This window comes from Tsukamurella spumae (assembly GCF_012396015.1).
GTDB classification, from domain to species: Bacteria; Actinomycetota; Actinomycetes; order Mycobacteriales; family Mycobacteriaceae; genus Tsukamurella; species Tsukamurella spumae.
In genome coordinates this window covers 26,379-50,031 of the sequence record NZ_JAAXOQ010000017.1, presented here as the reverse complement: position 1 = coordinate 50,031, position 23,653 = coordinate 26,379, and the positions used below count along the sequence as shown (strand labels likewise).

The 23,653-nt window shown below is 69.0% G+C and carries 24 protein-coding genes; 14 read left to right on the top strand and 10 right to left on the bottom strand.

Going from position 1 to position 23,653, the window contains the following annotated elements; genetic code table 11:
• Positions 1-48: 48 nt before the first annotated feature.
• From HF999_RS13505 to tuf, 8 genes are all read left to right on the top strand, one after another.
• Entirely contained in the window at positions 49-969 is a 921-nt protein-coding gene (locus HF999_RS13505; RefSeq protein ID WP_168546375.1) for an ABC transporter ATP-binding protein, read from the top strand.
• Positions 966-1,727, top strand: a complete 762-nt coding sequence (locus HF999_RS13500; RefSeq protein ID WP_168546374.1) for an ABC transporter permease — start codon at positions 966-968, stop codon at positions 1,725-1,727. Before HF999_RS13505 ends, HF999_RS13500 begins: the two co-directional genes overlap by 4 nt.
• 50 nt (positions 1,728-1,777) lie before the next feature.
• The gene (locus HF999_RS13495; protein ID WP_168546373.1) at positions 1,778-2,167 is read left to right on the top strand and encodes a DUF5313 family protein; all 390 of its coding nucleotides are present in this window, start codon (positions 1,778-1,780) and stop codon (positions 2,165-2,167) included.
• A gap of 10 nt (positions 2,168-2,177) precedes the next feature.
• Positions 2,178-3,056 carry a DNA-3-methyladenine glycosylase family protein gene (locus HF999_RS13490; RefSeq protein ID WP_168546372.1) on the top strand — a complete coding sequence of 293 codons (879 nt, stop codon included), beginning with the start codon at positions 2,178-2,180 and terminating at the stop codon, positions 3,054-3,056.
• Positions 3,057-3,403: 347 nt separating this feature from the next.
• Positions 3,404-3,778 (top strand): 30S ribosomal protein S12, encoded by a 375-nt coding sequence (gene rpsL / locus HF999_RS13485; RefSeq protein ID WP_068522692.1) that lies wholly within the window; start codon positions 3,404-3,406, stop codon positions 3,776-3,778.
• Complete coding sequence (rpsG, locus tag HF999_RS13480) at positions 3,778-4,248, top strand: 30S ribosomal protein S7 (RefSeq protein ID WP_168546371.1); 471 nt, start codon at positions 3,778-3,780, stop codon at positions 4,246-4,248. The genes rpsL and rpsG overlap by 1 nt, the downstream gene beginning before the upstream one ends.
• An 86-nt stretch (positions 4,249-4,334) precedes the next feature.
• Entirely contained in the window at positions 4,335-6,440 is a 2,106-nt protein-coding gene (gene fusA, locus HF999_RS13475) for an elongation factor G (RefSeq protein ID WP_168546370.1), read from the top strand.
• Positions 6,441-6,591: 151 nt separating this feature from the next.
• Positions 6,592-7,782, top strand: coding sequence for an elongation factor Tu (tuf, locus tag HF999_RS13470; protein ID WP_168546369.1), 1,191 nt, complete (start codon positions 6,592-6,594; stop codon positions 7,780-7,782).
• A gap of 79 nt (positions 7,783-7,861) precedes the next feature.
• On the opposite strand, the gene HF999_RS13465 is transcribed toward tuf, so the two are convergent.
• Positions 7,862-8,506, bottom strand: a complete 645-nt coding sequence (locus HF999_RS13465; RefSeq protein ID WP_168546368.1) for a peroxiredoxin-like family protein — start codon at positions 8,504-8,506, stop codon at positions 7,862-7,864.
• Positions 8,507-8,646: 140 nt separating this feature from the next.
• Between HF999_RS13465 and HF999_RS13460 the strand changes: the two genes are divergently transcribed.
• Complete coding sequence (locus tag HF999_RS13460; protein WP_168546367.1) at positions 8,647-9,003, top strand: DUF732 domain-containing protein; 357 nt, start codon at positions 8,647-8,649, stop codon at positions 9,001-9,003.
• A 7-nt stretch (positions 9,004-9,010) separates the two neighbouring features.
• Here HF999_RS13460 and HF999_RS13455 read toward each other — a convergent pair whose 3' ends face one another.
• Positions 9,011-9,889, bottom strand: a complete 879-nt coding sequence (locus tag HF999_RS13455) for a PIN domain-containing protein (protein ID WP_168546366.1) — start codon at positions 9,887-9,889, stop codon at positions 9,011-9,013.
• Positions 9,890-9,979: 90 nt separating this feature from the next.
• A complete protein-coding gene (locus HF999_RS13450) occupies positions 9,980-10,138 on the bottom strand; it encodes a DUF5302 domain-containing protein (RefSeq protein WP_168546365.1) in 159 nt (52 codons plus the stop codon).
• Positions 10,139-10,229: 91 nt separating this feature from the next.
• Between HF999_RS13450 and HF999_RS13445 the strand changes: the two genes are divergently transcribed.
• Positions 10,230-11,036 carry an SDR family oxidoreductase gene (locus tag HF999_RS13445; RefSeq protein WP_168546364.1) on the top strand — a complete coding sequence of 269 codons (807 nt, stop codon included), beginning with the start codon at positions 10,230-10,232 and terminating at the stop codon, positions 11,034-11,036.
• A 551-nt stretch (positions 11,037-11,587) separates the two neighbouring features.
• A complete protein-coding gene (locus HF999_RS13440; RefSeq protein ID WP_246207794.1) occupies positions 11,588-12,766 on the top strand; it encodes a Fic family protein in 1,179 nt (392 codons plus the stop codon).
• Between the two features lies 1 nt (position 12,767).
• On the opposite strand, the gene HF999_RS13435 is transcribed toward HF999_RS13440, so the two are convergent.
• Both HF999_RS13435 and HF999_RS13430 read right to left on the bottom strand, forming a co-directional pair.
• Positions 12,768-13,889, bottom strand: coding sequence for an alcohol dehydrogenase catalytic domain-containing protein (locus HF999_RS13435; RefSeq protein ID WP_168546362.1), 1,122 nt, complete (start codon positions 13,887-13,889; stop codon positions 12,768-12,770).
• Positions 13,889-14,911: a ferredoxin--NADP reductase gene (locus HF999_RS13430; protein WP_168546361.1), complete on the bottom strand. Its 1,023-nt coding sequence runs from the start codon at positions 14,909-14,911 to the stop codon at positions 13,889-13,891. Before HF999_RS13430 ends, HF999_RS13435 begins: the two co-directional genes overlap by 1 nt.
• A 92-nt stretch (positions 14,912-15,003) precedes the next feature.
• Here HF999_RS13430 and HF999_RS13425 point away from each other — a divergent pair, with 92 nt between their 5' ends.
• Positions 15,004-16,491 (top strand): flavin-containing monooxygenase, encoded by a 1,488-nt coding sequence (locus HF999_RS13425; protein WP_168546360.1) that lies wholly within the window; start codon positions 15,004-15,006, stop codon positions 16,489-16,491.
• On the opposite strand, the gene HF999_RS13420 is transcribed toward HF999_RS13425, so the two are convergent.
• The 5 genes from HF999_RS13420 to HF999_RS13400 form a co-directional block, all read right to left on the bottom strand.
• On the bottom strand, positions 16,476-17,534 hold the full coding sequence (locus tag HF999_RS13420) for an LLM class flavin-dependent oxidoreductase (protein ID WP_168546359.1): 1,059 nt from the start codon (positions 17,532-17,534) through the stop codon (positions 16,476-16,478). The two genes, HF999_RS13425 and HF999_RS13420, sit on opposite strands and share 16 nt — an antisense overlap.
• A gap of 65 nt (positions 17,535-17,599) precedes the next feature.
• Positions 17,600-19,087 carry an aldehyde dehydrogenase gene (locus HF999_RS13415; RefSeq protein WP_168546358.1) on the bottom strand — a complete coding sequence of 496 codons (1,488 nt, stop codon included), beginning with the start codon at positions 19,085-19,087 and terminating at the stop codon, positions 17,600-17,602.
• Positions 19,080-19,811, bottom strand: coding sequence for an alpha/beta fold hydrolase (locus tag HF999_RS13410; protein WP_168546357.1), 732 nt, complete (start codon positions 19,809-19,811; stop codon positions 19,080-19,082). Before HF999_RS13410 ends, HF999_RS13415 begins: the two co-directional genes overlap by 8 nt.
• A gap of 4 nt (positions 19,812-19,815) precedes the next feature.
• The gene (locus HF999_RS13405) at positions 19,816-20,367 is read right to left on the bottom strand and encodes an amino acid synthesis family protein (protein WP_168546356.1); all 552 of its coding nucleotides are present in this window, start codon (positions 20,365-20,367) and stop codon (positions 19,816-19,818) included.
• Positions 20,364-21,020: an amino acid synthesis family protein gene (locus HF999_RS13400; RefSeq protein WP_246207791.1), complete on the bottom strand. Its 657-nt coding sequence runs from the start codon at positions 21,018-21,020 to the stop codon at positions 20,364-20,366. Before HF999_RS13400 ends, HF999_RS13405 begins: the two co-directional genes overlap by 4 nt.
• 204 nt (positions 21,021-21,224) lie before the next feature.
• Between HF999_RS13400 and HF999_RS13395 the strand changes: the two genes are divergently transcribed.
• Together HF999_RS13395 and HF999_RS13385 are read left to right on the top strand one after the other, a co-directional pair.
• Positions 21,225-23,090 carry a cytosine permease gene (locus tag HF999_RS13395; RefSeq protein ID WP_312854141.1) on the top strand — a complete coding sequence of 622 codons (1,866 nt, stop codon included), beginning with the start codon at positions 21,225-21,227 and terminating at the stop codon, positions 23,088-23,090.
• Between the two features lie 32 nt (positions 23,091-23,122).
• Positions 23,123-23,617, top strand: coding sequence for a flavin reductase family protein (locus HF999_RS13385; protein WP_312854140.1), 495 nt, complete (start codon positions 23,123-23,125; stop codon positions 23,615-23,617).
• The last annotated feature ends 36 nt before the right edge of the window (positions 23,618-23,653 follow it).

Here is a 23,653-nt window from a genome sequence, read left to right as displayed (position 1 = left end):
ACCCGCGGGTGGATCCGTCCACGGTCGCCGCCGGGCAGCGTGGACGACATGCCCACGGCACTCGAACTCCGATCCCTGATCAAGACCTATCCCGCGGCCGACGGCGGTGTCGTGACCGCGGTCGACTCCCTCGACCTGACGATCGAGCCCGGTGAGGTCGTCGCCTTCCTGGGCCCGAACGGCGCCGGCAAGAGCACCACCATCGACATGGTCCTCGGCCTGATCCCGCCCGACGCGGGCGCGGTCACCGTCTTCGGCGGACCGCCCGGGGACGCCGTCGCGCAGGGCCGCGTGGCCGCGGTCCAGCAATCGGGCGGTCTGCTGCCCACCCTGACGGTGCAGGACACCGTCGACCTGGTGGCGGCACTGCATCCCGGCTCGGATCCCCGCGCCGCGATCGCCCGCGCGGGGATCGACGGGATCCGCACGCGCCGGGTCGGACAGTGCTCCGGCGGCCAGCAGCAGGCCCTGCGGTTCGCGCTCGCACTGCTCGCGGAGCCGGACCTGCTGATCCTCGACGAGCCCACCGCGGGCATGGACGTCGACGCCCGCCGCCGCTTCTGGGCGTCGGTCCGCGCGGACGCCGGTCGCGGCGCGACGGTCCTGTTCGCGACGCACTACCTGGAGGAGGCGGACCAGTTCGCCGACCGCGTCGTCATGATCGCGCGCGGCGCGATCGTCGCCGACGGCCCGACCGCGGAGGTCCGGGCCGTCGCCACCGGACGGCAGCTCTCCGCCGTCGTCGGGTCCGACGGTGCCTCCGCCCTCGTCGCCGCCGTTCCCGGCGTCCGGGTCGCCGAGGTGCGGGGCGCGCGCACCGTCTTCGCCGCCGATGCGGAGGCCTCCGACGAGGCCCTGCGCTTCCTGCTCACCCGTACCGACGCGCGCGATGTCGAGGCCACCACGCACGGGCTCGAGGACGCGTTCGTCGCCCTCACCGCGGAGCACGCGTTGGAGAACGCACGATGACCACCACCATCGCGGGACTCACTCCCCGCTTCCTCGCGCTCGACATCCGGCGACAGCTGCGCAACCGCCAGACCCTGATCATCACGACGGTGCTACCGGTGATCCTGTACCTGGCTCTGTTCCGGCAGAGGGGGGTCGACGTGCGGTTCGCCCACGGCGACTTCGCGTCCTGGATGGCGGTGGGGCTCGCGCTCTACGGTGCCGCTTCGGCCGCCACCACGACCGCGGCGCAGGTCGCGGTCGAGAGGTCGACGGGCTGGGTGCGCACGGTGCAGCTGACGCCGCTGCGGCCCGCGGGCTACCTCGCGTCGAAGGTGATCGGGGCTCTCACCGTCGCCGCGGTGCCGGTGATCGTGATCGCGGCGCTGGCGCTCGCGACCGGCGCGCAGGTGGAGACCGGTGCCTTCGCGCTCGCTCTATTCGTCGCCTGGCTGGGCTCCGCCGTGTTCGGCGCCCTCGGGCTGGCGCTGGGCCTCGCGCTGCGGCCCGAGATCGTGATGCACGTGCCGGGATTGTTGCTGACGGTGCTGGCCTTTGCGGGCAATGTCTTCCTCCCGCTCTCGGGCTGGGCGCTGACGGCTGCCCAGTTCACGCCGATGTACGGGGTCGCGACGCTCGCGCGGTACCCGATCACCGGCGGCCTGCAGTTCTCGGGCGTGCAGGTCTCGCCGGTGGTGGCGGTGGTGAACATGATCGTGTGGTTCGCGGTGTTCGCCGGACTCGGCGCACTTGCATACCGGCGTAGCTCCGCCAGGTGAACGATTCCGAGGCGATTGTGAGCTATATCACAACGGCGTATCCTGGGGGTATGTCCACGACTCGAACCACACCGAACCTCATCGAGCGGGTGAAGTACCTCCTCGGCATGCGCCTGCCCGAGTCCATGAACGACTGGGTGATCCGGGACGCCACCGGTCCCGGCCACAACCGCCGCTATTTCACCCGCGGGGCGCTCATGTTCGTGCCCTTCCTCGCCGTCGCGCTGCTCCTGCCCATGCCGCTGTGGGTCAAGATCACGCTCATCGCCATGATGGCGCTGCCGGCCATCGTCTTCATCTGCGGCCTGCGCAGCATCTACTTGCAGGAACTCCTCGCCGACAACGGCATCGACGCGCACACCGAGAGCGGACGGCAGCTCGCGGAGCACCGTCGCCGCACGTCGGTGTACGAGGCGACGTACCGGCACCGGGCGGCGTAGCCTCGCCCGGGTGACGGCAGAACGCTCATGGGCACCGGGGCACGTCCTCGACCTGCACGGCACGGTCGGCGTGCTCCGTCGCGGCGCGGGGGATCCGGCCTACGCCCGCACGTCCGACGGTGCGCTGTGGCGCGCCGTGCACACGCCCGACGGCCCGGGCACGCTCCGGCTGCACCTGTCCGGCGGTGTCGTCACGGCGCAGGCGTGGGGGAGCGGGGCGCCGTGGCTGTTGGAGAACGCGCCCGCGATGACCGGCGCGCACGACGACCCGTCCGCACTGGTGCCGCGCCACGAGGTCCTCGAGCGGGCGGTCGCGGCGTCGCCGGGGCTCCGCCTGACCCGGTCGAACCGTGTGTGGGAGACCCTGGTCCCCACCGTTCTCGAGCAGAAGGTCGTCGGCGCCGAGGCGTTCCGGGCGTGGCGCTACCTGCTTCGGCGACACGGCACCGTCGCCCCGGGGCCGGACGGCCGCCCCGACCTGCGGGTTCCGCCGCCCCGGGAGGGGTGGGCCGCGATCGGCGACTGGGAGTGGCACCGGGCCGGCGTCGAACCGGTGCGGATGCGGACGATCGTCGGTGCGAGCGCCGTCGCGGTCGAGCACCGCCCGGAGCGGCTCGGGGCTCTGCCGGGCATCGGCCCATGGACCGTCGGTGAACTGCTCGGGCGGGCCTGCGGCGACCCCGACGCCGTTCCGGTCGGCGACTACCACCTGCCGCGGATCGTGGGAATAGGCCTGGCGGGCGAGGCGTTGGACGATGCCGGAATGCTCGAGGTCCTCGAGCCCTATCGAGGGCAGCGCGGCCGGGTGATCAGGCTGCTCGTCCGCGCCGGCGTGGACCGCGAACGACGGGGCCCGCGAGTGTCGGTCCGGGACTACCGGGCGTGGTGAGAGCAACGCTTTTGACCATGGTGAGTTCAGCACGGTAAGCTGGGGAGCCGTGCCTGACGAACGTCAGGACGATCTCACGTGTCTGTGCGTAGGCCGGGTGACCGGAACCGCTCACAGGTGCGCGACACGCCCGACCTCGGGGTACGTGCGAGGCGGGTAGCTACTTCCCGGAGACGGGACTGACCAGTGGAAACGGCATGGGCCGCGGAAGCCGGTGGGGCCGCGTTGCGGAAGTCGCCCTCCATCCCCGGATGGATGAGGCGCTTGCCCGGAGCTACAACCGCAGCAACAGGAACAAGCCGGCCGCACGGCCGGCGACAGCCGAAAACGAAGGAAACAGCGCTTCTATGCCGACTATCAACCAGCTGGTCCGTAAGGGCCGCCGGGACAAGGCGTCCAAGACGAAGGTGGCCGCCCTCAAGGGCTCGCCGCAGCGTCGCGGCGTCTGCACCCGCGTCTACACCACGACCCCGAAGAAGCCGAACTCGGCGCTTCGTAAGGTCGCCCGCGTCCGCCTGACCAGCTCGGTCGAGGTCACCGCGTACATCCCCGGTGAGGGCCACAACCTCCAGGAGCACTCGATGGTGCTCGTCCGCGGCGGTCGTGTGAAGGACCTCCCGGGTGTCCGGTACAAGATCATTCGCGGCTCGCTCGACACCCAGGGTGTCAAGAACCGCAAGCAGGCGCGGAGCCGCTACGGCGCGAAGAAGGAGAAGGGCTGATGCCTCGTAAGGGACCGGCGCCCAAGCGCCCCGTCGTCAATGACCCCGTCTACGGCTCGCAGGTCGTGACGCAGCTCGTGAACAAGGTGCTCCTGGACGGCAAGAAGTCCACCGCCGAGCGCATCGTCTACGGCGCCCTCGAGGCGACCCGTGAGAAGACCGGCACCGATCCGGTTCTCACGCTGAAGAAGGCGCTCGACAACGTGCGCCCGTCGCTCGAGGTCAAGAGCCGCCGCGTCGGTGGCGCCACCTACCAGGTGCCGATCGAGGTGAAGGCCGGTCGCGCCAACACCCTCGCGCTGCGCTGGCTGGTGACCTTCACGCGGCAGCGTCGCGAGAAGACCATGATCGAGCGGCTCGCCAACGAGATCCTCGACGCGAGCAACGGCCTGGGCGCTTCGGTGAAGCGTCGCGAGGACACCCACAAGATGGCCGAGGCCAACCGGGCGTTCGCGCACTACCGCTGGTGATCTGATCCCGGGCCGGCCGTCCCACGACGGCCGGCCCGGGTCACCGGAGTTCCAACCATCCTTTAACGAGAACGAGGCTTACCACCGTGGCACAGGAAGTGCTTACCGACCTCACGAAGGTCCGCAACATCGGCATCATGGCGCATATCGATGCCGGTAAGACCACCACCACCGAGCGCATCCTGTTCTACACCGGTGTGAACTACAAGATCGGTGAGACCCACGACGGTGCCTCGACCACCGACTGGATGGAGCAGGAGAAGGAGCGTGGTATCACCATCACCTCCGCCGCCGTGACCTGCTTCTGGAACGGCAACCAGATCAACATCATCGACACCCCCGGACACGTCGACTTCACCGTCGAGGTGGAGCGCTCGCTCCGCGTGCTCGACGGTGCCGTGGCCGTCTTCGACGGCAAGGAGGGCGTCGAGCCCCAGTCGGAGCAGGTCTGGCGCCAGGCCGAGAAGTACGACGTCCCGCGTATCTGCTTCGTCAACAAGATGGACAAGCTGGGTGCCGACTTCTACTTCACCGTGCGCACCATCGAGGAGCGCCTCGGCGCGAAGCCTCTGGTGCTGCAGCTGCCGATCGGCGCCGAGGATGCCTTCGACGGCGTCGTCGACCTGATCGAGCAGAAGGCCATCACCTGGCGCGGCGTCGTCGAGACCGGTGCCGAGCCGACGGTCGAGGAGATCCCGGCCGACCTGGTCGACAAGGCCGCCGAGTACCGCGAGAAGCTGCTCGAGACCGTCGCCGAGTCCGACGAGGCTCTGATGGAGAAGTACTTCGCCGGCGAGGAGCTCTCGATCGAGGAGATCAAGGGCGCCATCCGCAAGCTGACCGTCTCGCGTCAGCTGTACCCGGTGCTGTGCGGTTCGGCGTTCAAGAACAAGGGCGTGCAGCCCATGCTCGACGCCGTGATCGATTACCTCCCCAGCCCGCTCGACGTGCCCTCCATCGAGGGCCACGCCGTGGGCGACGAGGAGAAGATCCTCTCGCGCAAGCCCAGCAAGGACGAGCCCTTCTCGGCCCTGGCGTTCAAGATCGCCGCGCACCCGTTCTTCGGCAAGCTGACCTTCGTCCGCGTGTACTCGGGTCACATCGACTCGGGCACCGGCGTGCTCAACGCCACGAAGGGCAACAAGGAGCGCATCGGCAAGCTCTTCCAGATGCACGCCAACAAGGAGATGCCCGTCGAGGATGCGACCGCTGGTCACATCTACGCGATGATCGGTCTGAAGAACACCACGACCGGTGACACGCTCTGCGATCCGGCGAACCCGATCGTCCTCGAGTCCATGACCTTCCCGGACCCGGTCATCAACGTCTCGATCGAGCCGAAGACCAAGTCCGACCAGGAGAAGCTGGGCGTCGCGATCCAGAAGCTCGCCGAGGAGGACCCCACCTTCTCCGTCGAGCTCGACGATCAGACCGGCCAGACCGTCATCGGCGGCATGGGCGAGCTGCACCTCGACATCCTCGTCGACCGCATGCGTCGCGAGTTCAAGGTCGAGGCCAACGTCGGCAAGCCGCAGGTGGCGTACCGCGAGACGATCCGCAAGTCGGTCGACAAGCACGAGTACACCCACAAGAAGCAGACGGGTGGCTCGGGCCAGTTCGCGCGCGTCATCATCAAGCTGGAGCCGCTGGAGGACGCCGAGGACGGCGTCACCTACGAGTTCGTCAACGCCGTGACCGGTGGCCGCGTCCCGAAGGAGTACATCCCTTCGGTCGACGCCGGCGCGCAGGACGCGATGCAGTACGGCGTGCTCGCGGGCTACCCGATGGTGAACGTCAAGGTCTCGCTGCTCGACGGTGCGTACCACGACGTGGACTCCTCCGAGATGGCGTTCAAGATCGCCGGCGCGCAGGCGTTCAAGGAGGCCGCCCGCAAGGCCGGCCCCGTCATCCTCGAGCCCATCATGGCTGTCGAGGTCACGACCCCCGAGGACTACATGGGTGAAGTGATCGGCGACCTCAACTCCCGCCGTGGCCAGATCCAGGCCATGGAGGAACGCAGTGGTGCCCGCGTCGTCAAGGCGCAGGTCCCGCTGTCGGAGATGTTCGGCTACATCGGCGACCTCCGGTCGAAGACCCAGGGCCGGGCGAACTACTCCATGGTCTTCGATTCGTACGCCGAGGTTCCGGCGAACGTGTCGAAGGAGATCATCGCGAAGGTGAACGGGGAGTAATTCTCCCCGCTCTCCGGAGCGTGGCGCTTCCCGGCTCCCGCCGCGGCGTCAGACTCACGGCCCCGGCCGTGGCGTCGAGAACAACTGAAGTAATCACACTCGCTTGCTGGGCACCCGGCCTTGCAAGCACCTACGTCCAGGAGGACATCAAGTGGCGAAGGCGAAGTTCGAGCGGACGAAGCCGCACGTGAACATCGGCACCATCGGTCACGTCGACCACGGCAAGACCACCCTGACGGCTGCCATCACCAAGGTTCTGGCCGAGAAGTACCCGGACCTGAACGAGGCCTCGGCCTTCGATCAGATCGACAAGGCGCCGGAGGAGAAGGCTCGTGGTATCACGATCAACATCTCCCACGTCGAGTACCAGACGGAGAAGCGTCACTACGCTCACGTCGACGCGCCGGGTCACGCCGACTACATCAAGAACATGATCACCGGTGCCGCCCAGATGGACGGCGCGATCCTGGTCGTGGCCGCCACCGACGGCCCGATGCCCCAGACGCGTGAGCACGTGCTGCTCGCCCGCCAGGTCGGCGTGCCCTACATCCTCGTCGCCCTGAACAAGTGCGACATGGTCGACGACGAGGAGATCCTCGAGCTCGTCGAGATGGAGGTCCGCGAGCTGCTCGGGTCGCAGGAGTTCGACGAGGACGCCCCCGTCGTCCGCGTGTCGGGCTACCAGGCCCTGCAGGGCGATCCCAAGTGGACCGAGTCGATCCTCGAGCTCATGAACGCCGTCGACACCGCGATCCCGGATCCCGAGCGCGAGACCGACAAGCCCTTCCTGATGCCGGTCGAGGATGTCTTCACGATCACCGGTCGTGGCACCGTCGTCACCGGTCGCGTCGAGCGCGGCATCATCAACGTCAACGAGGAGGTGGAGATCGTCGGCATCCGTGAGAAGTCGACCAAGACCACCGTCACGGGCATCGAGATGTTCCGCAAGCTGCTCGACTCGGGCCAGGCGGGCGACAACGTCGGCCTCCTCGTTCGTGGCCTCAAGCGTGAGGACGTCGAGCGCGGCCAGGTCGTCGTGAAGCCGGGCACCACCACTCCCCACACGGAGTTCGAGGGCCAGGCGTACATCCTGTCGAAGGACGAGGGCGGCCGCCACACCCCGTTCTTCAACAACTACCGTCCGCAGTTCTACTTCCGTACCACGGACGTGACCGGCGTCGTGACCCTCCCCGAGGGCACCGAGATGGTCATGCCCGGCGACAACACCGAGATGAGCGTCAAGCTCATCCAGCCGGTCGCCATGGACGAGGGCCTGCGCTTCGCGATCCGCGAGGGTGGCCGCACCGTCGGTGCCGGCCGCGTCACCAAGATCATCGCCTGATCTTCGGTCGCAGCTGAAACGGCGCCTCTCCCTTCGGGGAGGGGCGCCGTTTCGCATGTCCGGGCCTCGGTTCGCGCGATCAGAGCGCGTCGACGGCCTCCAGGATCGCCGACGGATCGGTGCGGGTCGTGTAGTCGGCGTGCACGTCGATCCAGCGGATGGTGCCGCCGGCGTCGACGACGAGCACCGTCGGGTACGGGAGCCGGGTGGTGCCGTCGGCGTTCACCGCGGCCACGTCGAGGCCGAGCCCGAGCTGCGCCTCGCGCGCACCGTCGGAGGGCGCGGTGACGATGCCGAGGGCGTCGGCGATGGCGAGGCCCGGGTCGGAGAGGACCGCGAAGGTGAGCTCGTTCTTCTCGGTGACGGACAGCGAACCGTCGGGCTGCTGCGGACTGATCGCGACGAGCTCGACGCCTCGCGCGGCGAGGACGGGCGCGAGCTCGGCCTGGTAGGTGTGCAGGGTGAGGTTGCAGTAGGGGCACCACGCGCCGCGGTAGAAGACGATCACGGCGGGGCGGCCGCCGAGCACCGCACGCAAGGTGGTCGGGGATCCGTGCGGATCGAGGACGGCACCGTCGGGCAGCGGGGTGCCGGGGCGCGCGACGCCGGTGGGCGGGCCGGCCTCCGCGAGGGAGCGCTGCTCCGCGGCGAAGGCCTCCATCGGGCCGCCCGCGGCGGCTGCCTGCGAGCGGAGGGCGGACAGGGCGTCGTCGAATCCGGTCATGGCCTCACGATAGGCAGCCCGACGGTGCCCGTGCCCGCCCCGCGGCCGGGACGTCAGCGAATCGTCACGCGGACGACGTCGATCAGCGATAATCGTCGGCACGTGGGGCGCGGTCCCACCCCGACGGAGATGAGCGGACGATGTCGAAGCTGATGAGGGCGATGGCTGCGGGGATCGCGGCGCTGGGGGCGGCGACTCTGGTCCAGGCCCCGGCCCACGCGGATGGACGGCTCGATCAGGGCCGGTTCCTGGTGGTCACGAGCAACATGCACGACTTCGTCAAGCCCTTCGGCAATCGCACCACCGATGCGCAGATGCTCCGGTTCGGGTATCAGGCCTGCGCGGCCCTGGACCGCAACCCCGCGAGCACCGTCGCGGCGACGCAGGCGCTGTACCGCCAGGCCGGCAACCCGGAGTGGGAGCGCCAGCAGGTGGTGTTCTACGCCGCGCAGTACCTGTGCAACCGGCACTGGGACCGGTACAAGACCTACCCGTGACGTCGGTTCAGCGGGCGAGGTAGCGCGCGAAGGTCCACGCGTACACCGCGGACTCCACATCGTGGTACGCCGCGGAGAGCGTGGCCTCGACGAGTGCGCGTTCGAGGAGACGGTCGCGGAGCGCGGCACCGTCCGGCGGCTCGCCCCCGGCCGTGAGCACGCGCGGCGACGTGCGGGTGAGGCTGAGCGCGTCGGCGAGGGCGTCCTGGTCGAGGAGCAACTGAGCGAGGACCTCCTGGGGCACGGGGTGCCCGCCGAACAGGTACCGCCGGGCCTCGGCGCGCGCCTCGTCGAGACCGATCGCGTGCGCGGGGTCGACGGTGACCCCCTCCAGGTCGCGCAGGAGCGCGCGGGTCTGCCGGGCGGCCTCCTCGGGGCCCATCGACCGGATCCGCTCGACGCGAGCGGGGGAGGCGACGACCTCGAACCGGGTCGCGCGCCGCGGTAGGACGGGCCCGGGGTGGCGCTGTCCGACGAGCTTCCAGGGCCCGTTCGGGATGTGGTACGCCCGGCTGGGGTGCGTGGTGGCGACGGCGCGGATCGTGTAGTCGCCGCCCTCGGCGAACTCGATCAGCTGGCGCACGGGATCGTCGACGGTGGCCCACGCCGCCGCGGTGGGGACGTTCCAGAGGACCCGCACGTCGGCCGGTACGACGGTGCCGCGCGGCAGCCAACCCGCGTCGGTGGTGGTGGCCACGAGGAGCGGCTCGGCGCCGCGGGTGAGGTAGGCGACGGCCCAGTTCAGCCCCGACTCGGGAAGGTACGGGCCACTGCGCAACGAACCGAGGATCGATGCGATGACGGCCCGGACCTGTTGGATCTCAGGGCTTTCCGGCGCGGGGGCGCCGGGTGCCTGCGGGCGGCCGAAGGGAATGGGGACGAGCAACGGAAGGTCGATGAACGCCTCCTCGCGCGACCTGGATGTGCAATGGCAATCCTATCCGATGGTCCCGACGGCCGCCGCGGGCGCTCGTTGCTATCCGCTCTTGCGGCGGAACTGCTGCTGGTGGCTCTCGGAGCCGTGGGGCGCCTGACCCTTCGCGGAGCCGTCCAGATGGGCGGCCCCCTTGCGGTTGGCGGCGTTCTTCTTCTCCAGCGCTTCCTTGAACTTGTCGGCGACACCGTCCGCAGTCATACCGTCTCCTCTCGTCGGGTGCCACCACCCTAATCCGGACGAATCGATGGGGCATCCGGATTATCGGCCGATGCGGCGCTACCGTGGGCGTATGGGAACGTACGTTGTCACCGGTTCGGCATCCGGAATCGGCGCAGCCACCGCGGACCGCCTGCACGCCGCGGGGCACGGGGTGGTCGGCGTCGACCGGGCGGGCGCGGACGTCGAGGCGGACCTCGGGTCGCCGGGCGGACGGTTCGAGGCGGTCGCACGGATCGGCGAGCTGGTGGGCAGCGGGGCGGTCGACGGTTTCGCCGCCTTCGCCGGGCTCGGGCCCTCGGCCGGCCGCGCCGGGTCGTCGCTCGTCGCGGTGAACTACTTCGGCGCCGTCGATCTGCTGGTCGGGCTGCGACCGCTGCTGGCCCGGTCCGCATCGGCATCCGCCGTTCTGGTCAGCTCCAACTCGACCACCACACAACCCGGCTGGCCGATCGACCTGGCCGAGACCTGCCTGCGGGGCGACGAGCACCAGGCCTGCGACCTGGCCGACTCGTACGGTGAATACGGTTCGGTGCTCGCCTATCCCGCGACCAAGGCCGCGCTCGCCTACTTCGTGCGCACGCACGCCGCCGAGTACATCGCCGACGGGATCCGGCTCAACGCCATCGCCCCCGGCATGATCGACACCCCCATGACCCGGGACGCGGACCCCGACATCGCCGCCGCGATGAAGGCCTTCCTCGAACTGGTCCCCGCCCGCCGCGCGGGGCGCCCGGAGGAGATCGCCGCGCTCACCGACTTCCTGCTCGGGCCGGACTCGCGCTACATCGTCGGCTCGGTGATCTTCGCCGACGGTGGCCTCGACGCCCAGCAGCGACCGCTGGACTGGCCCCGGCCGGCGTCACCGCCGGAGGAATGATAGGCCCGCAATCTCGTTCAGATTCGGACAGCTCGGAATTTCTGCGCCGATGCTTGCACGAGCTGGCTCGGATGACGGCAGGAATGGCGAACCGACCTTGTGCCCGGGACCATCCCCGCTCGCGCGGGGAGCATCCCGGGTACGTAGCAGTAGCGGGATCATCCCAGGGGCGGGAGGCTGAGCATGGCTAATGATGAACGTTCATGGTTGATATGTCGAGCGCCGGGCCGCGCCTCGCTGGGGTGTCGTCGTTCTGCGTGAGGTCGGAACCGGATCACTTGGCGGACGCCGGCACTGTCGGCGAGCGGGTCGGTCGTCGTTGGTCCGCATCCGGTCGGCGTCTTGCCTCAATATTCTTGAACAGAATCGGACAGTATTATACTTTATCGATCTATCATTGAATGGATTGCTCCTGCGTTCAATGTTAGGTGCAGATGGCTGAATGGGTCGAGCGCTACTGGGAGCCGGATCCGAACGCCGGCACGAGTCGGCGCACGCGTCGGGGAGGCCGGTACAGGGCGTACGTACCCGACCCGCTGAGCGGCCGTCCGATGTCCATTCCGCAGGACCTCGCGGGCCGGGCGGCCGAGGTGGAGCGGTCGATTCGTGGTCTCGGCGAGCTCGCGGGCGCGGGTGGACTGTCGGCGATCTCACGGTTATTGACAAGGTCGGAGGCGATCTCGAGCTCGATGATCGAGGGGGTCGCACCGTCGTCGCAGCAGGTCGCGATCGCAGAACTCGCTCTGCGCGAGAACGTTCGCGGCGTGAGCGAGCAGGCACAGTTGGTCGCGAACAACATCGTGATCCTGGGGCGCGCGTCCCGTGACCTCGTGGCCTGCGACAGTGTGTGCGTCGCCGACATCGAGGCCATGCACGCCGCGCTGCTGCCTGACGAGCGGTACCAGGGCCTCCGCACCGTCCAGAACTGGATCGGTGGATCGAACTGGAATCCGCTGGATGCGGACTTCGTTCCGCCCCCGCCTGAGCTCGTTCGAGGGCTGGTGGACGATCTGGTCGGCTACGTCAGCGGTGCGGGGAACGGCGTTCTTATCCAGGCGGGATTGGTGCACGCGCAGTTCGAGACGATCCATCCGTTCACGGACGGTAACGGCCGGGTCGGCCGAGCCTTGATCCATACCGTGTTGGCACGGGGCGGTCTGTCTCCGGAGGCGGTGCTCCCGATCAGCCTGGTGCTGGCCACCTTCCGGGATCGCTATGTGTCGGGGTTGACGAGCTACCGGTACGACGGTCCGCCCACTGCGGAGAAAGCTGTTGCGGGGCAGATCACCTGGCTCGAATTGTTCGTCGAGGTGGCGGGCCTCGCCGTCGAGCAGGCGACTCGGATCGCGCACGAGGTCGCGGAACTCGACGCGGACTGGCGCACCCGCGTGGTCGAGCACCGCACTGCCCAGGGGATCCGCGGAGAGCCGCGGGCGAACTCCGCGGTCGCCCGTATTCTCGCGCTGCTGCCGGAGACGCCGGTGCTCACCGGGCGTGCCGTGGAACGTGCGCTGGGTATCACCTTCGCGGCGGCTCGGCCGGCGTTGGAGGAGCTCGCCGACGCGGGTGTTCTCCGCCGCGAGAGCCTCGATCGCGGAACCACCGGCTACCTTGCCCGCGACATCCTCGACCTCGTCACCACCGCCGAGCGTCGCCTGGCCAGTACGAAGTTCGACACCCGCGTTTCTCCGCCGAACCGGCCGGTGCCGAAGCCGCCACCTGGCGCATAGGTCAGAACCGGATCACCTGGCGGACGGCGGCACCGTCGGCCAGGGAGTCCATGCCCTCGTTGATCTGCTCCAGGGTGATGACGCCGCTGATGAGCTTCTCCACCGGGAGCTTGCCGGCGCGCCACAGCTCGACGTACCGCGGGATGTCGCGCTGCGGCACGGCGGACCCGAGGTAACTGCCGATGATCGTGCGGGCCTCCGCGGTCAGCACGAGGGGGCTGATCTCGGACCGCGCAGCGGGATTGGGCAGCCCGACGGTGACCGTTCGCCCGCCGACCGCCGTCGCGGCGACGGCGGATTCGAAGGCCCTCGGGTGTCCGGCGGCCTCGATGACGACCGGAGCGCGTACGCCCGCGGCGGCCAATTCCTCAGGGGCGTAGGCGAGATCGGCTCCGAGGGCGCGCACCGCGTCGAGCTTGGCGGGCTGCGCGTCGACGCCGATCACGCGGCCGACGGCACCGTCGGACTTCAGGGACAGCGCGGTGAGGACGGCGGCCATCCCGACCCCGCCCAGGCCGATCACGATGACATCGGCACCGCCCGTGGGCATTCCGGCATTGAGGACCGCGCCGCCGCCGGTGAGCACGGCGCAGCCGAGGACCGCGGCGATCTCCGGCGGGACATCGGCGTCCACGCGGGTCACGGAGCGCGCGTCGACCACGGCGTGCGTGGCGAAGCCGGAGACGCCCAGGTGGTGGTGGACCTCGGCGCCCTCGCGGGACAGGCGCCGGCCACCGCCCAGCAGCTCGCCGGCATTGTTGGCGACACTGCCCGGTGTGCACGGGAGTTGGCCGTCGGTACGGCAATTGGCGCACTCGCCGCAGCGGGGGAGGAAGGCCATCACGACGCGGTCGCCCACGGCGAGGCCCTCGGGCGCGGCTCCGGGGCCGAGGGATTCGACGATCCCCGCCGCCTCGTGGCCCAGCAGCATCGGCACGGGCCGGACGCGGTTGCCGTCGACCACCGATAGATCGGAGTGGCACAGCCCCGCGGCCTCGATGCGCACCAGCAGCTCACCCGGACCGGGCGGCGCGAGCTCCAGCTCGCCGACCGAGATCGGCGTCGACTCGGCGTACGGACGCGCGCGCCCGATCTCCTCCAGCACGGCTCCGCGGATGCGCATCAGTACTCGACCTCCAACTCGGGCGACGTGGGCTTCGCCTGGCACCCCAGAATGTAGCCGTCCTCCGCGTCGTCGGGGTCCAGTCCATCGGTCACCGCCATGGCGACGGTGCCCTTGGTCAGCTTGCACAGGCAGGTCGCGCACTCGCCCGATTGGCACGAGTAGGGCACGTCGTGGCCGTTGCTGATGAGCACGTCGACCAGCGACTCGCCCTCCGGCCACGGCACGGTGAAGGTCGCGCCCAGATTGTGGACGGTGACCTGGGGGGAATCCGCCGTGGCCGCCACCTCGTGGGGCACGATGTCGGCGAAGGCGTCACCGGTGAGGGAGGCGTAGATCTCCTGGTGCACCTGCCCGCGCGGGGTACCGATGACCCGGCACGCCTCCTTGCACGCGGCCATGAACTCGTCGCGACCGCACAGATAGGTGTTGCGCGAGTGGTACGGCGTGAGCAGCGCGGCCAGCATGTCGGCATCGGGGATCCCGCGCTCGGACTCCATCCACCAGATGACGGTGAGCCGTTCGTGCTCGGCCTCGAGGCGGGCGATCTCGGCGCGGAAGATCGTGGCCGCCGGGTCGGCGTTGGCGTACAGCAGCGTGATCGGCTGCGTCCCGGCGGTCAGTGCGGCGGACAGGATCGACATGATCGGGGTGATGCCGCTGCCCGCGGCGAGCAGCAGGAGGGGAACGTCGAGGCTCTCGGGCACGAACACGCCCGACGGTGGCAGGACCTCCAGCTCGGAGCCCACGGTCAGGTTGTCGCACAGCCAGTTCGAGGCGTACCCGTCGACGGTGCGCTTGACCGTTACGCCGGGCCGGCCGGCATCGAACGGGGAGGTGTACAGCGAGTAGGACCGGGCGACGGACCCCGTCCGCTCCGACGGGACGCGGACCGTCACGAACTGCCCCGGCCGGTAGTCCCACTCGGTGTCGAAGACGAAGGACTTCGCGAGCGCGGTCTCGTCGATCACCTCGGCGACGGTGACGATCTGACTTCGCGTCGATCGGGGGGTCAGGCTCATCGCTCCAGATTACCGGCCGAGCCGACGAGCCCCGTCCTACACCGGTGTAGATTCGGGGGACGGCGACGTCGCGCCATCGGAAGGACACGGGCATGGCACACGAGGTGATCATCGTCGGGGCGGGCTTCGGCGGCATGGGCGCGGCGATCGAGCTGGTCCGTCGCGGAACCCGGGACATCGTGATCCTCGAGCGCGAAACCGACCTCGGCGGAACGTGGCACGTCAACCACTACCCGGGACTGGCCGTGGACATCGCCTCGGTCACCTACTCGTACTCCTTCGAGCCGAATCCGAACTGGTCGCGGCTGTACGCCCCCGGCGGGGAGCTGAAGGCGTACGCGAACCACGTGGCCGACAAGTACGGACTGCGCGAGTTGATGCGCTTCGGCGTCGACGTGCGCGGCGCCCGATGGGACGAGGACGCGGCGCTGTGGGAGGTCACCGTGGTCCGCGACGGCGGACTGGAGGAGAAGCTCCGTGCGCGTGTCCTGATCACGGCGACGGGCTTCCTCAGCCAGCCCAAGCTGCCCGAGATCGACGGGATCGAGGACTTCGCGGGAACGATCGTGCACAGCGCGCAATGGGACGACGATCTCTCGCTCGACGGACGCCGGATCGGGGTGATCGGCACCGGCGCGACCGGCGTGCAGTTGGTGCCCGAGCTCGCGAAGGTCGCGGGACACCTGACCGTGTTCCAACGCACGCCGATCTGGGTGGTGCCGAAGGTCGACTTCCCGGTCCCCGGCCCCGTCAAGACGCTGTTCCGGCGGCTTCCGCTCACGCAACGTGCTGCGCGCCTGGCGAACTCGACGGCGCTGGAGGCGCTCAACACCGTCGGCGTCCTCAACTACCGGTACGGCCACCGGTTCAACGACGTCGCTGCGATGCTGGCCAAGGCGCACATGTTCGTTCAGGTCCGCAACGCGGCGACCCGCGCGGCGCTCACCCCGTCGTACTCCTTCGGCTGCAAGCGGCCCACCTTCTCCAACACGTACTTCCCGACCTTCTCCCGGCGGAACGTCACGCTCGAGGCCTCGTCGATTGCACGGGTGCTGCCGCACGGCATCGAGATGGCCGACGGTACCGTCCACGAGCTGGATGTGCTGGTGCTGGCCACCGGGTTCTCATTGTGGGAGAAGAACTTCCCCGCGATCGACGTGACGGGCCGCGACGGTCGCAACCTCGGTGAGTTCTGGCGCGAGGGACGGTTCCAGGCCTACGAGGGCATGGCGGTGCCGAAGTTCCCGAACTTCTTCAGCTTGCACAGCCCCTACTCGTACACCGGGTTGAGCTACTTCTGGACCATCGAATCGCAGATGGTCCACCTGCGGCGCGTGCTGGACGAGTTCGAGCGCCGAGGCGCGCGCACCGTCGAGATCAGCGAAGCGGCCAATGACCGCTTCCTGGAGACGATGTCGGCGCGCCTTCGGCGCTCGGTGTTCCAACTCGGATCCTGCGAGGGGAGCCGGAGTTACTACTTCGACCCGCACGGCGAGGCGACGCTCCTGCGCCCCAGTTCGGTGATCGGTGCCCGACGGGACGCGCGGAGCTTCCCGCTCGCCGACTACGCCTTCGCCTGAGCGAACTGCGGGACCACCTCGTCGATGAAGCGGCGCAGGGAATCCCGCTTGGCCTCGTGCGTCATGCTGTTGTCGATCCAGAAGCTGAACTCGTCGATGCCCAGCGCCTCGTACTCGCGCAGCCGCGCGATCACCTCGGCCGGAGTGCCGATCATCGCGGTGCGGTGCAGCGAATCGAGTGCGAACTCGGGGCGCTCGGCGAACTTCGACTCGGGGCTGGGATCCAGGAAGCCGTTGACGGGCGTGGTCTTGTTGCCGAACCAGGCGTCGAACGTGCGGTAGAACTTCGAGATGGCCTCTGCGGCGGGACGCCAGCCCTCGGGATCGTCGGCATCGTGCACGTGGGTGTGGCGTAGCACCATGATCTCGGGGCGGGTGGTGATCTCCGGGTGATTGCTCACCGCGGTATCGAACTTGCGCTTGAGGTCGACGACCTCTTCGTCGCCCTTCATCAACGGGGTGACCATCACGTTGCAGCCCTGCTCCACGGCGAAGTCGTGCGACGCGGGGTCGCGAGCGGCGACCCACATCGGCGGCGTCGGCTGCTGGACCGGCTTGGGAACGCTCGTGGAGGTGGGGAAGCGCCAGATCTCACCGTCGTGCGCGTAGTCGCCCTGCCAGAGCTTGCGGACGGCCGGCACGAGCTCCCGCAGGTGCTTGCCGCCGTCGGTGGCCTGCAGCCCGGGAACGAGCCGGTCGAACTCGATCTGGTAGGCGCCCCGCGCGAGCCCGACCTCCATGCGGCCGTTGGAGATCACGTCGAGCAGCGCGGTCTCGCCTGCGGCCCGGATCGGATTCCAGAACGGCGCGACCAGCGTCCCGGCACCCAAGCGGATCGTGCTGGTCTTGGCCGCGAGGTAGGCCAGCACCGGCAGCGGGCTCGGCGAGATGGTGTACTCCATGGCGTGGTGCTCGCCCACCCACACCGTGCCGAAGCCACCGGCCTCGGCCATCAGCGTCAGCTCCGCAAGGTTCTCGAACTGCTCGCGGTGGGTGGTGGATTCGTCCCAGCGTTCCATGTGGACGAAGAGGGAGAACCTCATGACTGCTCCTTCGGTGTGTCGTGCGGGCGGCGCGGCGCCGTCCGGTGTCGGGTGATGTGCCGGCGTCAGCCGCGCATCACGAACGGGTCCGGGACGGGCCCCTCGTCGGTATTGATCCAGACGCTCTTGAGGCGCGTGTACTCCTTGATGGTCTCCGTGCCGTGCTCCACGCCCACGCCGCTGCTCTTGAAGCCCTGCCGCGGCGACATCGGGGACATCGCGCGATAGGTGTTCACCCACACCGTGCCCGCCTCGAGCCGGCTCGCCATGCGATGCGCGCGTGCGAGGTTCGTGGTCCACACGCCGGCGGCGAGGCCGTAGTCGGTGTCGTTGGCCAGCGCCAGCACCTCGTCCTCGGTGTCGAAGGCCATGATGGCGGCGACGGGACCGAAGATCTCCTCGCGCACCACCCGCATGTCGTTGTTGACGTCCACCAGCACGGTCGGCTCGTAGAAGTAGCCGCCGAGGCCACCGTCGGATGCCTGCCCGCCGACCAGGACCCGGGCCCCCTCGCTGCGGCCGAGATCGACGTACGAGGCCACCTTGTCGCGCTGGGCCTCGAAGGCGAGGGGACCGATCTCGGTGTCGTCGGCGAGGGGATCGCCCATCCGAATGCTGCGTGCGCGCTCGCTCACGCGCTCGAGCAGCTCGTCGTAGACGCCCCGCTGCGCGAACACGCGGCTACCGGCGATGCACGTCTGGCCGGCGGCGGCGAAGATTCCGGCGACCACCCCCGTGGCGGCGTTGGCCACGTCGGCGTCGTCGAAGACGATGTTGGGCGACTTGCCGCCGAGTTCCAGTGTGGAGCCGATGAATCGGCCCGCCGCTGCGGCCGCGATGCGTGAGCCCGTGGCGGTGCTCCCGGTGAACGAGATCTTCGCCAGGTCGCGGTGATCGACGAGGGCCTGCCCCGCCTCGCCGCCGAATCCGGTGACCACGTTCACCGCACCTGCGGGGAACCCGGCCTCGATCACGAGCTCCGCGAGGCGCAGCACGGTGGCCGAGGTGTGCTCGGAGGGCTTGATCACCACGGTGTTTCCGGCGCACAACGCCGGCGCGAGCTTGCTGGTGGTCAGCGTCAGCGGCGAGTTCCACGGGGTGATCGCTCCGACCACGCCGAGCGGTTCGCGCATGGTGTAGTTGAGCACGCGAGTATCGGAGGCCGGTACCACCGCGCCTTCGATCTTGTCGGCGAGGCCGGCGTAATAGTAGTAGTACTCGGGCAGCGTCGTGAGCTGGCCGCGCATCTCGCGCAACAGCTTGCCGTTGTCCAGGCTCTCCGAGCGGGCGAGCTCCTCGGCGTTCTCGGCGACCAGATCGCCGAGTCGGCGGAGCAGGTGCCCGCGCCGGGTACGGCTCAACGAGCGCCACCGCGGGTCCTCGAATGCGGTGCGGGCCGAACGCACGGCCGCGTCCACGTCTCCAGCGTCACCGCGCGCCGCCTCATACAGGGCGGCACCGGTGGCGGGGTTGGTGCTGGTGAAATACGCGCCCGACTGCGGGGCCAGGTACTCGCCACCGATGAAGTGGTCGAGCCGGCGGAGCTCAGACATGGAAGTTCCTTCCGAGAAAGTCGGTCAAGGCGCCGACGAGGGCCGTGGGATTCTGCACCGGCAGCATGTGGCGTGCGCCCGGAACGACCACCGGGCTGCAGCCGGGGATGGCTTCGGCGAGACGGTAGGTCATCTCCGGCGTGGAGCCGGGATCGAGTTCGCCGGTGATGGCGAGCGCCGGGACGGCGATCTCGCCGAGCAGCGGACCGACATCGGCGTCGCCGGTCGCGAACACCCGGTAACAGCGCACGAAGCTCACCGGGTCGTTGTTCTCGAGGACGTTTCGCGTCGCCTCGATCAGGCTCTGCGGCACGTCGGTGCCCCGGTACCAACGCTCGAGCGAGGCCGCCGTGCCGGCGGTCGGGTCCGATTCCGCGGTGGCGAGCCGGCCGAGTACCGCCGCGCGCTCGCCCTCGGTGCGCCGGCACACCGAACTCACCGAGGTCAACGACGCCACCAGGGGACGACGGCGCACGGCGAGGTACTGGGCGATCAACGCGCCCAGCGAGAATCCCACGACGTGCGAGCCGGGAGGAACCCGCGCGGCGACGGTCTCCGCCAGATCCGCCAGGGTGACACCCTCCGGCACCGTGGCACCGTCGCCGTGCCCCGGCAGATCCGGCGCGACGATGCGGAAGCGATCGCCCAGCAGTGCTATCACCGGCTCCCACACGGTGTGATCGAGCCCCACACCGTGGAGGAGCACGAGCGTCGGCGTCGCCACCGGACTACTGCTCGGTGCTCAGCGGGGCGAGTCGCTGCTGCGGCCGCCCCTGGGCGGCGGCGGCGAGCGCGATGACGATCTCGTCCGGGTGCGGCGCGTCGGCGATCCGCACCTCAAGGCTCTGATGATGCGAACGGATCGTCGCATCGGTGATGTGCTTGAGCGGGATGTCGAAGACGACGCCCGCAGGCGCTCGCTTCTCGACGGCGGGCAGCAGCGTGGTCGCGTTCGCCGCGACTCGGAAGTGGTCGCCGAACGCAAGGGTGTGGATCAGCGCCGAGCCGTGCTCGATCTCGCCGGCCAGGCCCACGATCGCGGCTTTGCCGTACGCCTCGGCGGGGGCGTCCAGCGCTGCGAGTACCCGCGGCGCCAGCAGGGCGCCCAGATCCGAGGCGTTCGCCGCGATTCCCGGCGCCAGGTCCTCAACGAAGCTCATTTTCGCCCAGGGGTTCTCGATGACGGCTGCCACGACGGCGACACGGGCGGCGGGCTCGACGGTGCGCCCGCCTTCCGTGCGGATCTCCTCGACGACGGTGACGATCTTGCGAAGCTTCATGACGAGATGCTCTCCTGATTCTGGGCGGTGACAGTGGGATCGGTGGCGCGGTCGCCGATTCGCGGATGGGGTCGTGGCCCGGTCGATGCGGCCGCGATCACCACGATCTCATCGGGGCCCGGTGCATCGGCCACGCGGGCGGTGACGGACTGGTAGTGGCTCCGCGTGGCGGCGTGCAGCTTGTGCCACAGGGGTACCGACACGGTGGTTCCGGCATCGGCGCGGGCATCGGTGAAGCAGATGATCGACTCACCCGCGACGAACTCTCGCAACAGATTTCCGAAGTACGGTGTGTGGATCAGCGCGCTGCCGTGCTCGAGTTCGCCGTTGTGGCCGATGATCGCGGCTTTGCCGAACGCCTCGATCGCCTCGACCGATCCCAACGCCGCGATGAGTCGATCGCTGACCAGTCGTGCCACCTTCGGGGCGATCCGCTGAACCTCGGCCGAGAGGTCCTGTGCCGGCCCCGTGCCGATCCACGGATTGGCCAGCACCACTGCGACGCTGGCCTGGTGGGCGGGGCGCGCCGGAGCGGCTCCTGCTTCGGTGATCACCTCTTCGCGGTAGGTCACGACCTTGCGCAGGCCGATGTCAGCCGGCGAGTCTCTTTCTTGCATGCAACAGACGCTAGTGCCTCGACGCTGCGCGGTCAAGGGTGTGTGGAATAGGAGCGGTCGTGGCTCATGGCGCGCCGGCCGATTCGCGCCGCATGATCGCCTGGAATATGCAGGACAGCGAGGGTGTGCGAGATTTTGGGAAGCGGTCGCACGGGGAGAGGTGGTGTGCGCGCGAAAGATTGACCGTTGACATGCGGTGTGACCGGGGTTACGTTCTGTTGCATGCAAGAGAGTCAGCGCGTGGCATCCCCGGCCACAGAAACCCCCGACCTGCAGTACCGCGACAAGATCGCAGCGGTGGAGCCCTACGGCATCGACGAGATACCCGCGGCCGAACGCCACGGAAGACCTGTTTCACAGTTCTTCGTGTGGTTCGCCGCGGGGATGAACTTCCCGATCATGGTGCTCGGCTTCGCGGCGACGGGCTTCGGCTTGTCGCTCACCTCGGCGGTCACCGCGATCCTGTGCGGCTCGCTCGTGGGCGCGGTGGTGATGGGTGTTCTGTCCCGGATGGGCGGTCGGCTCGGGGTCCCGCAGCAGATTCAAGCGCGCGGCCCGCTCGGCTTCTTCGGGAACTTCATTCCGGTGGCCTACATCAATGTGTTCGCCGGAATCGGCTGGGCCGCAGTCACGGTGATCCTCGGCGGGCATGCCCTCCAGAAACTCGTGCCGGGAATCCCCTACTGGCTCGGCACCCTGGTGATCGTCAGCCTGCAGCTGGTGGTCGCGGTGTTCGGGTACAACATGATCCACTTCCTCGAACGCATCCTCGCCGTGGTGTTGTTCTTCGGCTTCCTGATGATCACCATCGTGTCGGTGAGCCGGGGATGGACCGGGGGATTCGCCACCAACACGCAGGCCTCGGGATGGATCGGCGGGTGGGGCGGCTGGATCACGTTCGCCGGCTTCTTCCTCTCGTTCCTGATCGCGTGGTGGCCCTTCGCATCGGACTACTCGCGGTACCTGCCCGACGAGGACTCGGTCAACCGGGCCACCGGGATGTGGACCTTCGCGGGCAATTTCATCGCCCTGTCCTGGCTGGGCATCGCGGGCGCCCTGCTCGGAAGCTCCGCGGCGACCGGTGAGTCTCCGATCGAGGCTCTCGATCGCCTGACCGGCCCGTTCCATGTGCCGGCGCTGCTGATCGTGCTGATCTCGTCGTTCTCGCAGAACTTCCTCAACGTGTACGGCGGCGCCATCTCGATTCAGACGCTGCGCATCCCGATCAGCCGCCGCTCCGCCGTCGTGCTGATCTGCATCGCGGCCTACCTGGTCAACCTGTGGGCGGACGAGAACTTCGAGGCGAAGTTCAAGACCTTCCTCTTCATCAGCGCCTACCTGATCGCTCCGTTCGGCGCCGTGCTCCTGCTCGACTACGTGCTGAACAAGCGCCACAGCCGCGCCGGGGTCGCCGCGCTCTTCGACTCGCGCCGCATCCTCGAATGGGGCTTCGTGGCGTGGCTGGTCGGCGCGGCGGTCTCGTCGGTGTTCTGGAACCTCTCCTTCTACGTGGGACCGGTGGCGAAGGCGCACCCCGGATGGGGAGACCTGAGCTACTTCGTGGGCTTCATCGTTGCGGGCATCGTCTTCCTGGCGACCTATCGGCTTGCGCCCCTGTGGCACCGCACAGCGGACGGAGCGCCGGCGGCCATCGCCGCGGTGGAGACCCGGCCCGCCGGCACCACGGCCGAGCCGCCGGCAGAGGAACGCATCCGGCGGGCGTGGGAGGCGGCGTGGGATCGCGGCGAGGTCGACGCACTCGACGATCTGCTCAGCGACGACTACCGGCGCATCGAGAGCGGCGGCGAGGTCCGCAGTCGCGACGAGTTCAAGGCATCGATCGTCGCCACTCGCACCGCCTTCCCGGACCTCGAGACGGTCATCGACGAGATCATCGTCGAGGGATCGAGCGCCGCGATCCGGTGGCACAGCACCGGCGCGCACACCGAGCCCTTCCTCGGCATTCCCGCCACGCGCAGGGCGGTGGCCGTCAACGGTGCGACCTTCGCCCGGTTCGATGACGGACGGATCGTCGAGGAATCGGTCACCTGGGATCCGCGCGCGCTGCTCACCGCGCTCGGAGTGATCACGGTAGGGCAGGACTGATGAGCACAACGACGACACCGAGGAGCACCGCAGTGCACACGCCCGACCTGGACATGATGAAGCAGGTGAACCGCCGATTCATCAGCGGCGTCACCGTCGTGACGGCCATCGACGACGGAGTACCGCGCGGCCTCGCCGTGAACGCGTTCTCCAGCATCTCCCTCGACCCGCCCACCGTGATGGTCGCCGTGCAGCACACCTCCTCGACGCACGATTGCCTCTTCCGCACCGACCACCTGGCGATCAACATCCTCTCGACCGCTCAGCTCGACGTGGTCACCCGGTTCGCGACGAAGTCCGACGACAAGTTCGCCGGCGTCGATTGGGAGCCGGGCCCGCACGGCAGCCCGCTGCTCGCCCGCAGCGCGGCGCAGATGGAGACGCGGATCCGGGAACGCCTGCACGCCAGCACGCACACGATTTTCATCTGCCGCGTCGTGCACGCGACGGTCACCGACATCGCTCCCATGGTCTATAGCGCAGGTATGTTCTTCGACGGGAGCGCGCTCGAATCCCTCGCACAGTGACGCTGTGCGTCGGCGGCGCGCAGGTGGACGAGGCAG

Coding starts and splice junctions, on each gene's coding strand:
- HF999_RS13425 (WP_168546360.1), top strand. CDS start 15,004: ATGGCACACGAGGTGATCATCGTCGGGGCGGGCTTCGGCGGCATGGGC.
- HF999_RS13505 (WP_168546375.1), top strand. CDS start 49: ATGCCCACGGCACTCGAACTCCGATCCCTGATCAAGACCTATCCCGCG.
- HF999_RS13465 (WP_168546368.1), bottom strand. CDS start 8,506: ATGACCGGATTCGACGACGCCCTGTCCGCCCTCCGCTCGCAGGCAGCC.
- HF999_RS13420 (WP_168546359.1), bottom strand. CDS start 17,534: ATGAGGTTCTCCCTCTTCGTCCACATGGAACGCTGGGACGAATCCACC.
- HF999_RS13430 (WP_168546361.1), bottom strand. CDS start 14,911: ATGAGCCTGACCCCCCGATCGACGCGAAGTCAGATCGTCACCGTCGCC.
- HF999_RS13500 (WP_168546374.1), top strand. CDS start 966: ATGACCACCACCATCGCGGGACTCACTCCCCGCTTCCTCGCGCTCGAC.
- rpsG (WP_168546371.1), top strand. CDS start 3,778: ATGCCTCGTAAGGGACCGGCGCCCAAGCGCCCCGTCGTCAATGACCCC.
- HF999_RS13415 (WP_168546358.1), bottom strand. CDS start 19,087: ATGTCTGAGCTCCGCCGGCTCGACCACTTCATCGGTGGCGAGTACCTG.
- HF999_RS13460 (WP_168546367.1), top strand. CDS start 8,647: ATGTCGAAGCTGATGAGGGCGATGGCTGCGGGGATCGCGGCGCTGGGG.
- HF999_RS13440 (WP_246207794.1), top strand. CDS start 11,588: ATGTCCATTCCGCAGGACCTCGCGGGCCGGGCGGCCGAGGTGGAGCGG.
- HF999_RS13435 (WP_168546362.1), bottom strand. CDS start 13,889: ATGCGCATCCGCGGAGCCGTGCTGGAGGAGATCGGGCGCGCGCGTCCG.
- rpsL (WP_068522692.1), top strand. CDS start 3,404: ATGCCGACTATCAACCAGCTGGTCCGTAAGGGCCGCCGGGACAAGGCG.
- HF999_RS13445 (WP_168546364.1), top strand. CDS start 10,230: ATGGGAACGTACGTTGTCACCGGTTCGGCATCCGGAATCGGCGCAGCC.
- HF999_RS13450 (WP_168546365.1), bottom strand. CDS start 10,138: ATGACTGCGGACGGTGTCGCCGACAAGTTCAAGGAAGCGCTGGAGAAG.
- HF999_RS13495 (WP_168546373.1), top strand. CDS start 1,778: ATGTCCACGACTCGAACCACACCGAACCTCATCGAGCGGGTGAAGTAC.
- HF999_RS13405 (WP_168546356.1), bottom strand. CDS start 20,367: ATGAAGCTTCGCAAGATCGTCACCGTCGTCGAGGAGATCCGCACGGAA.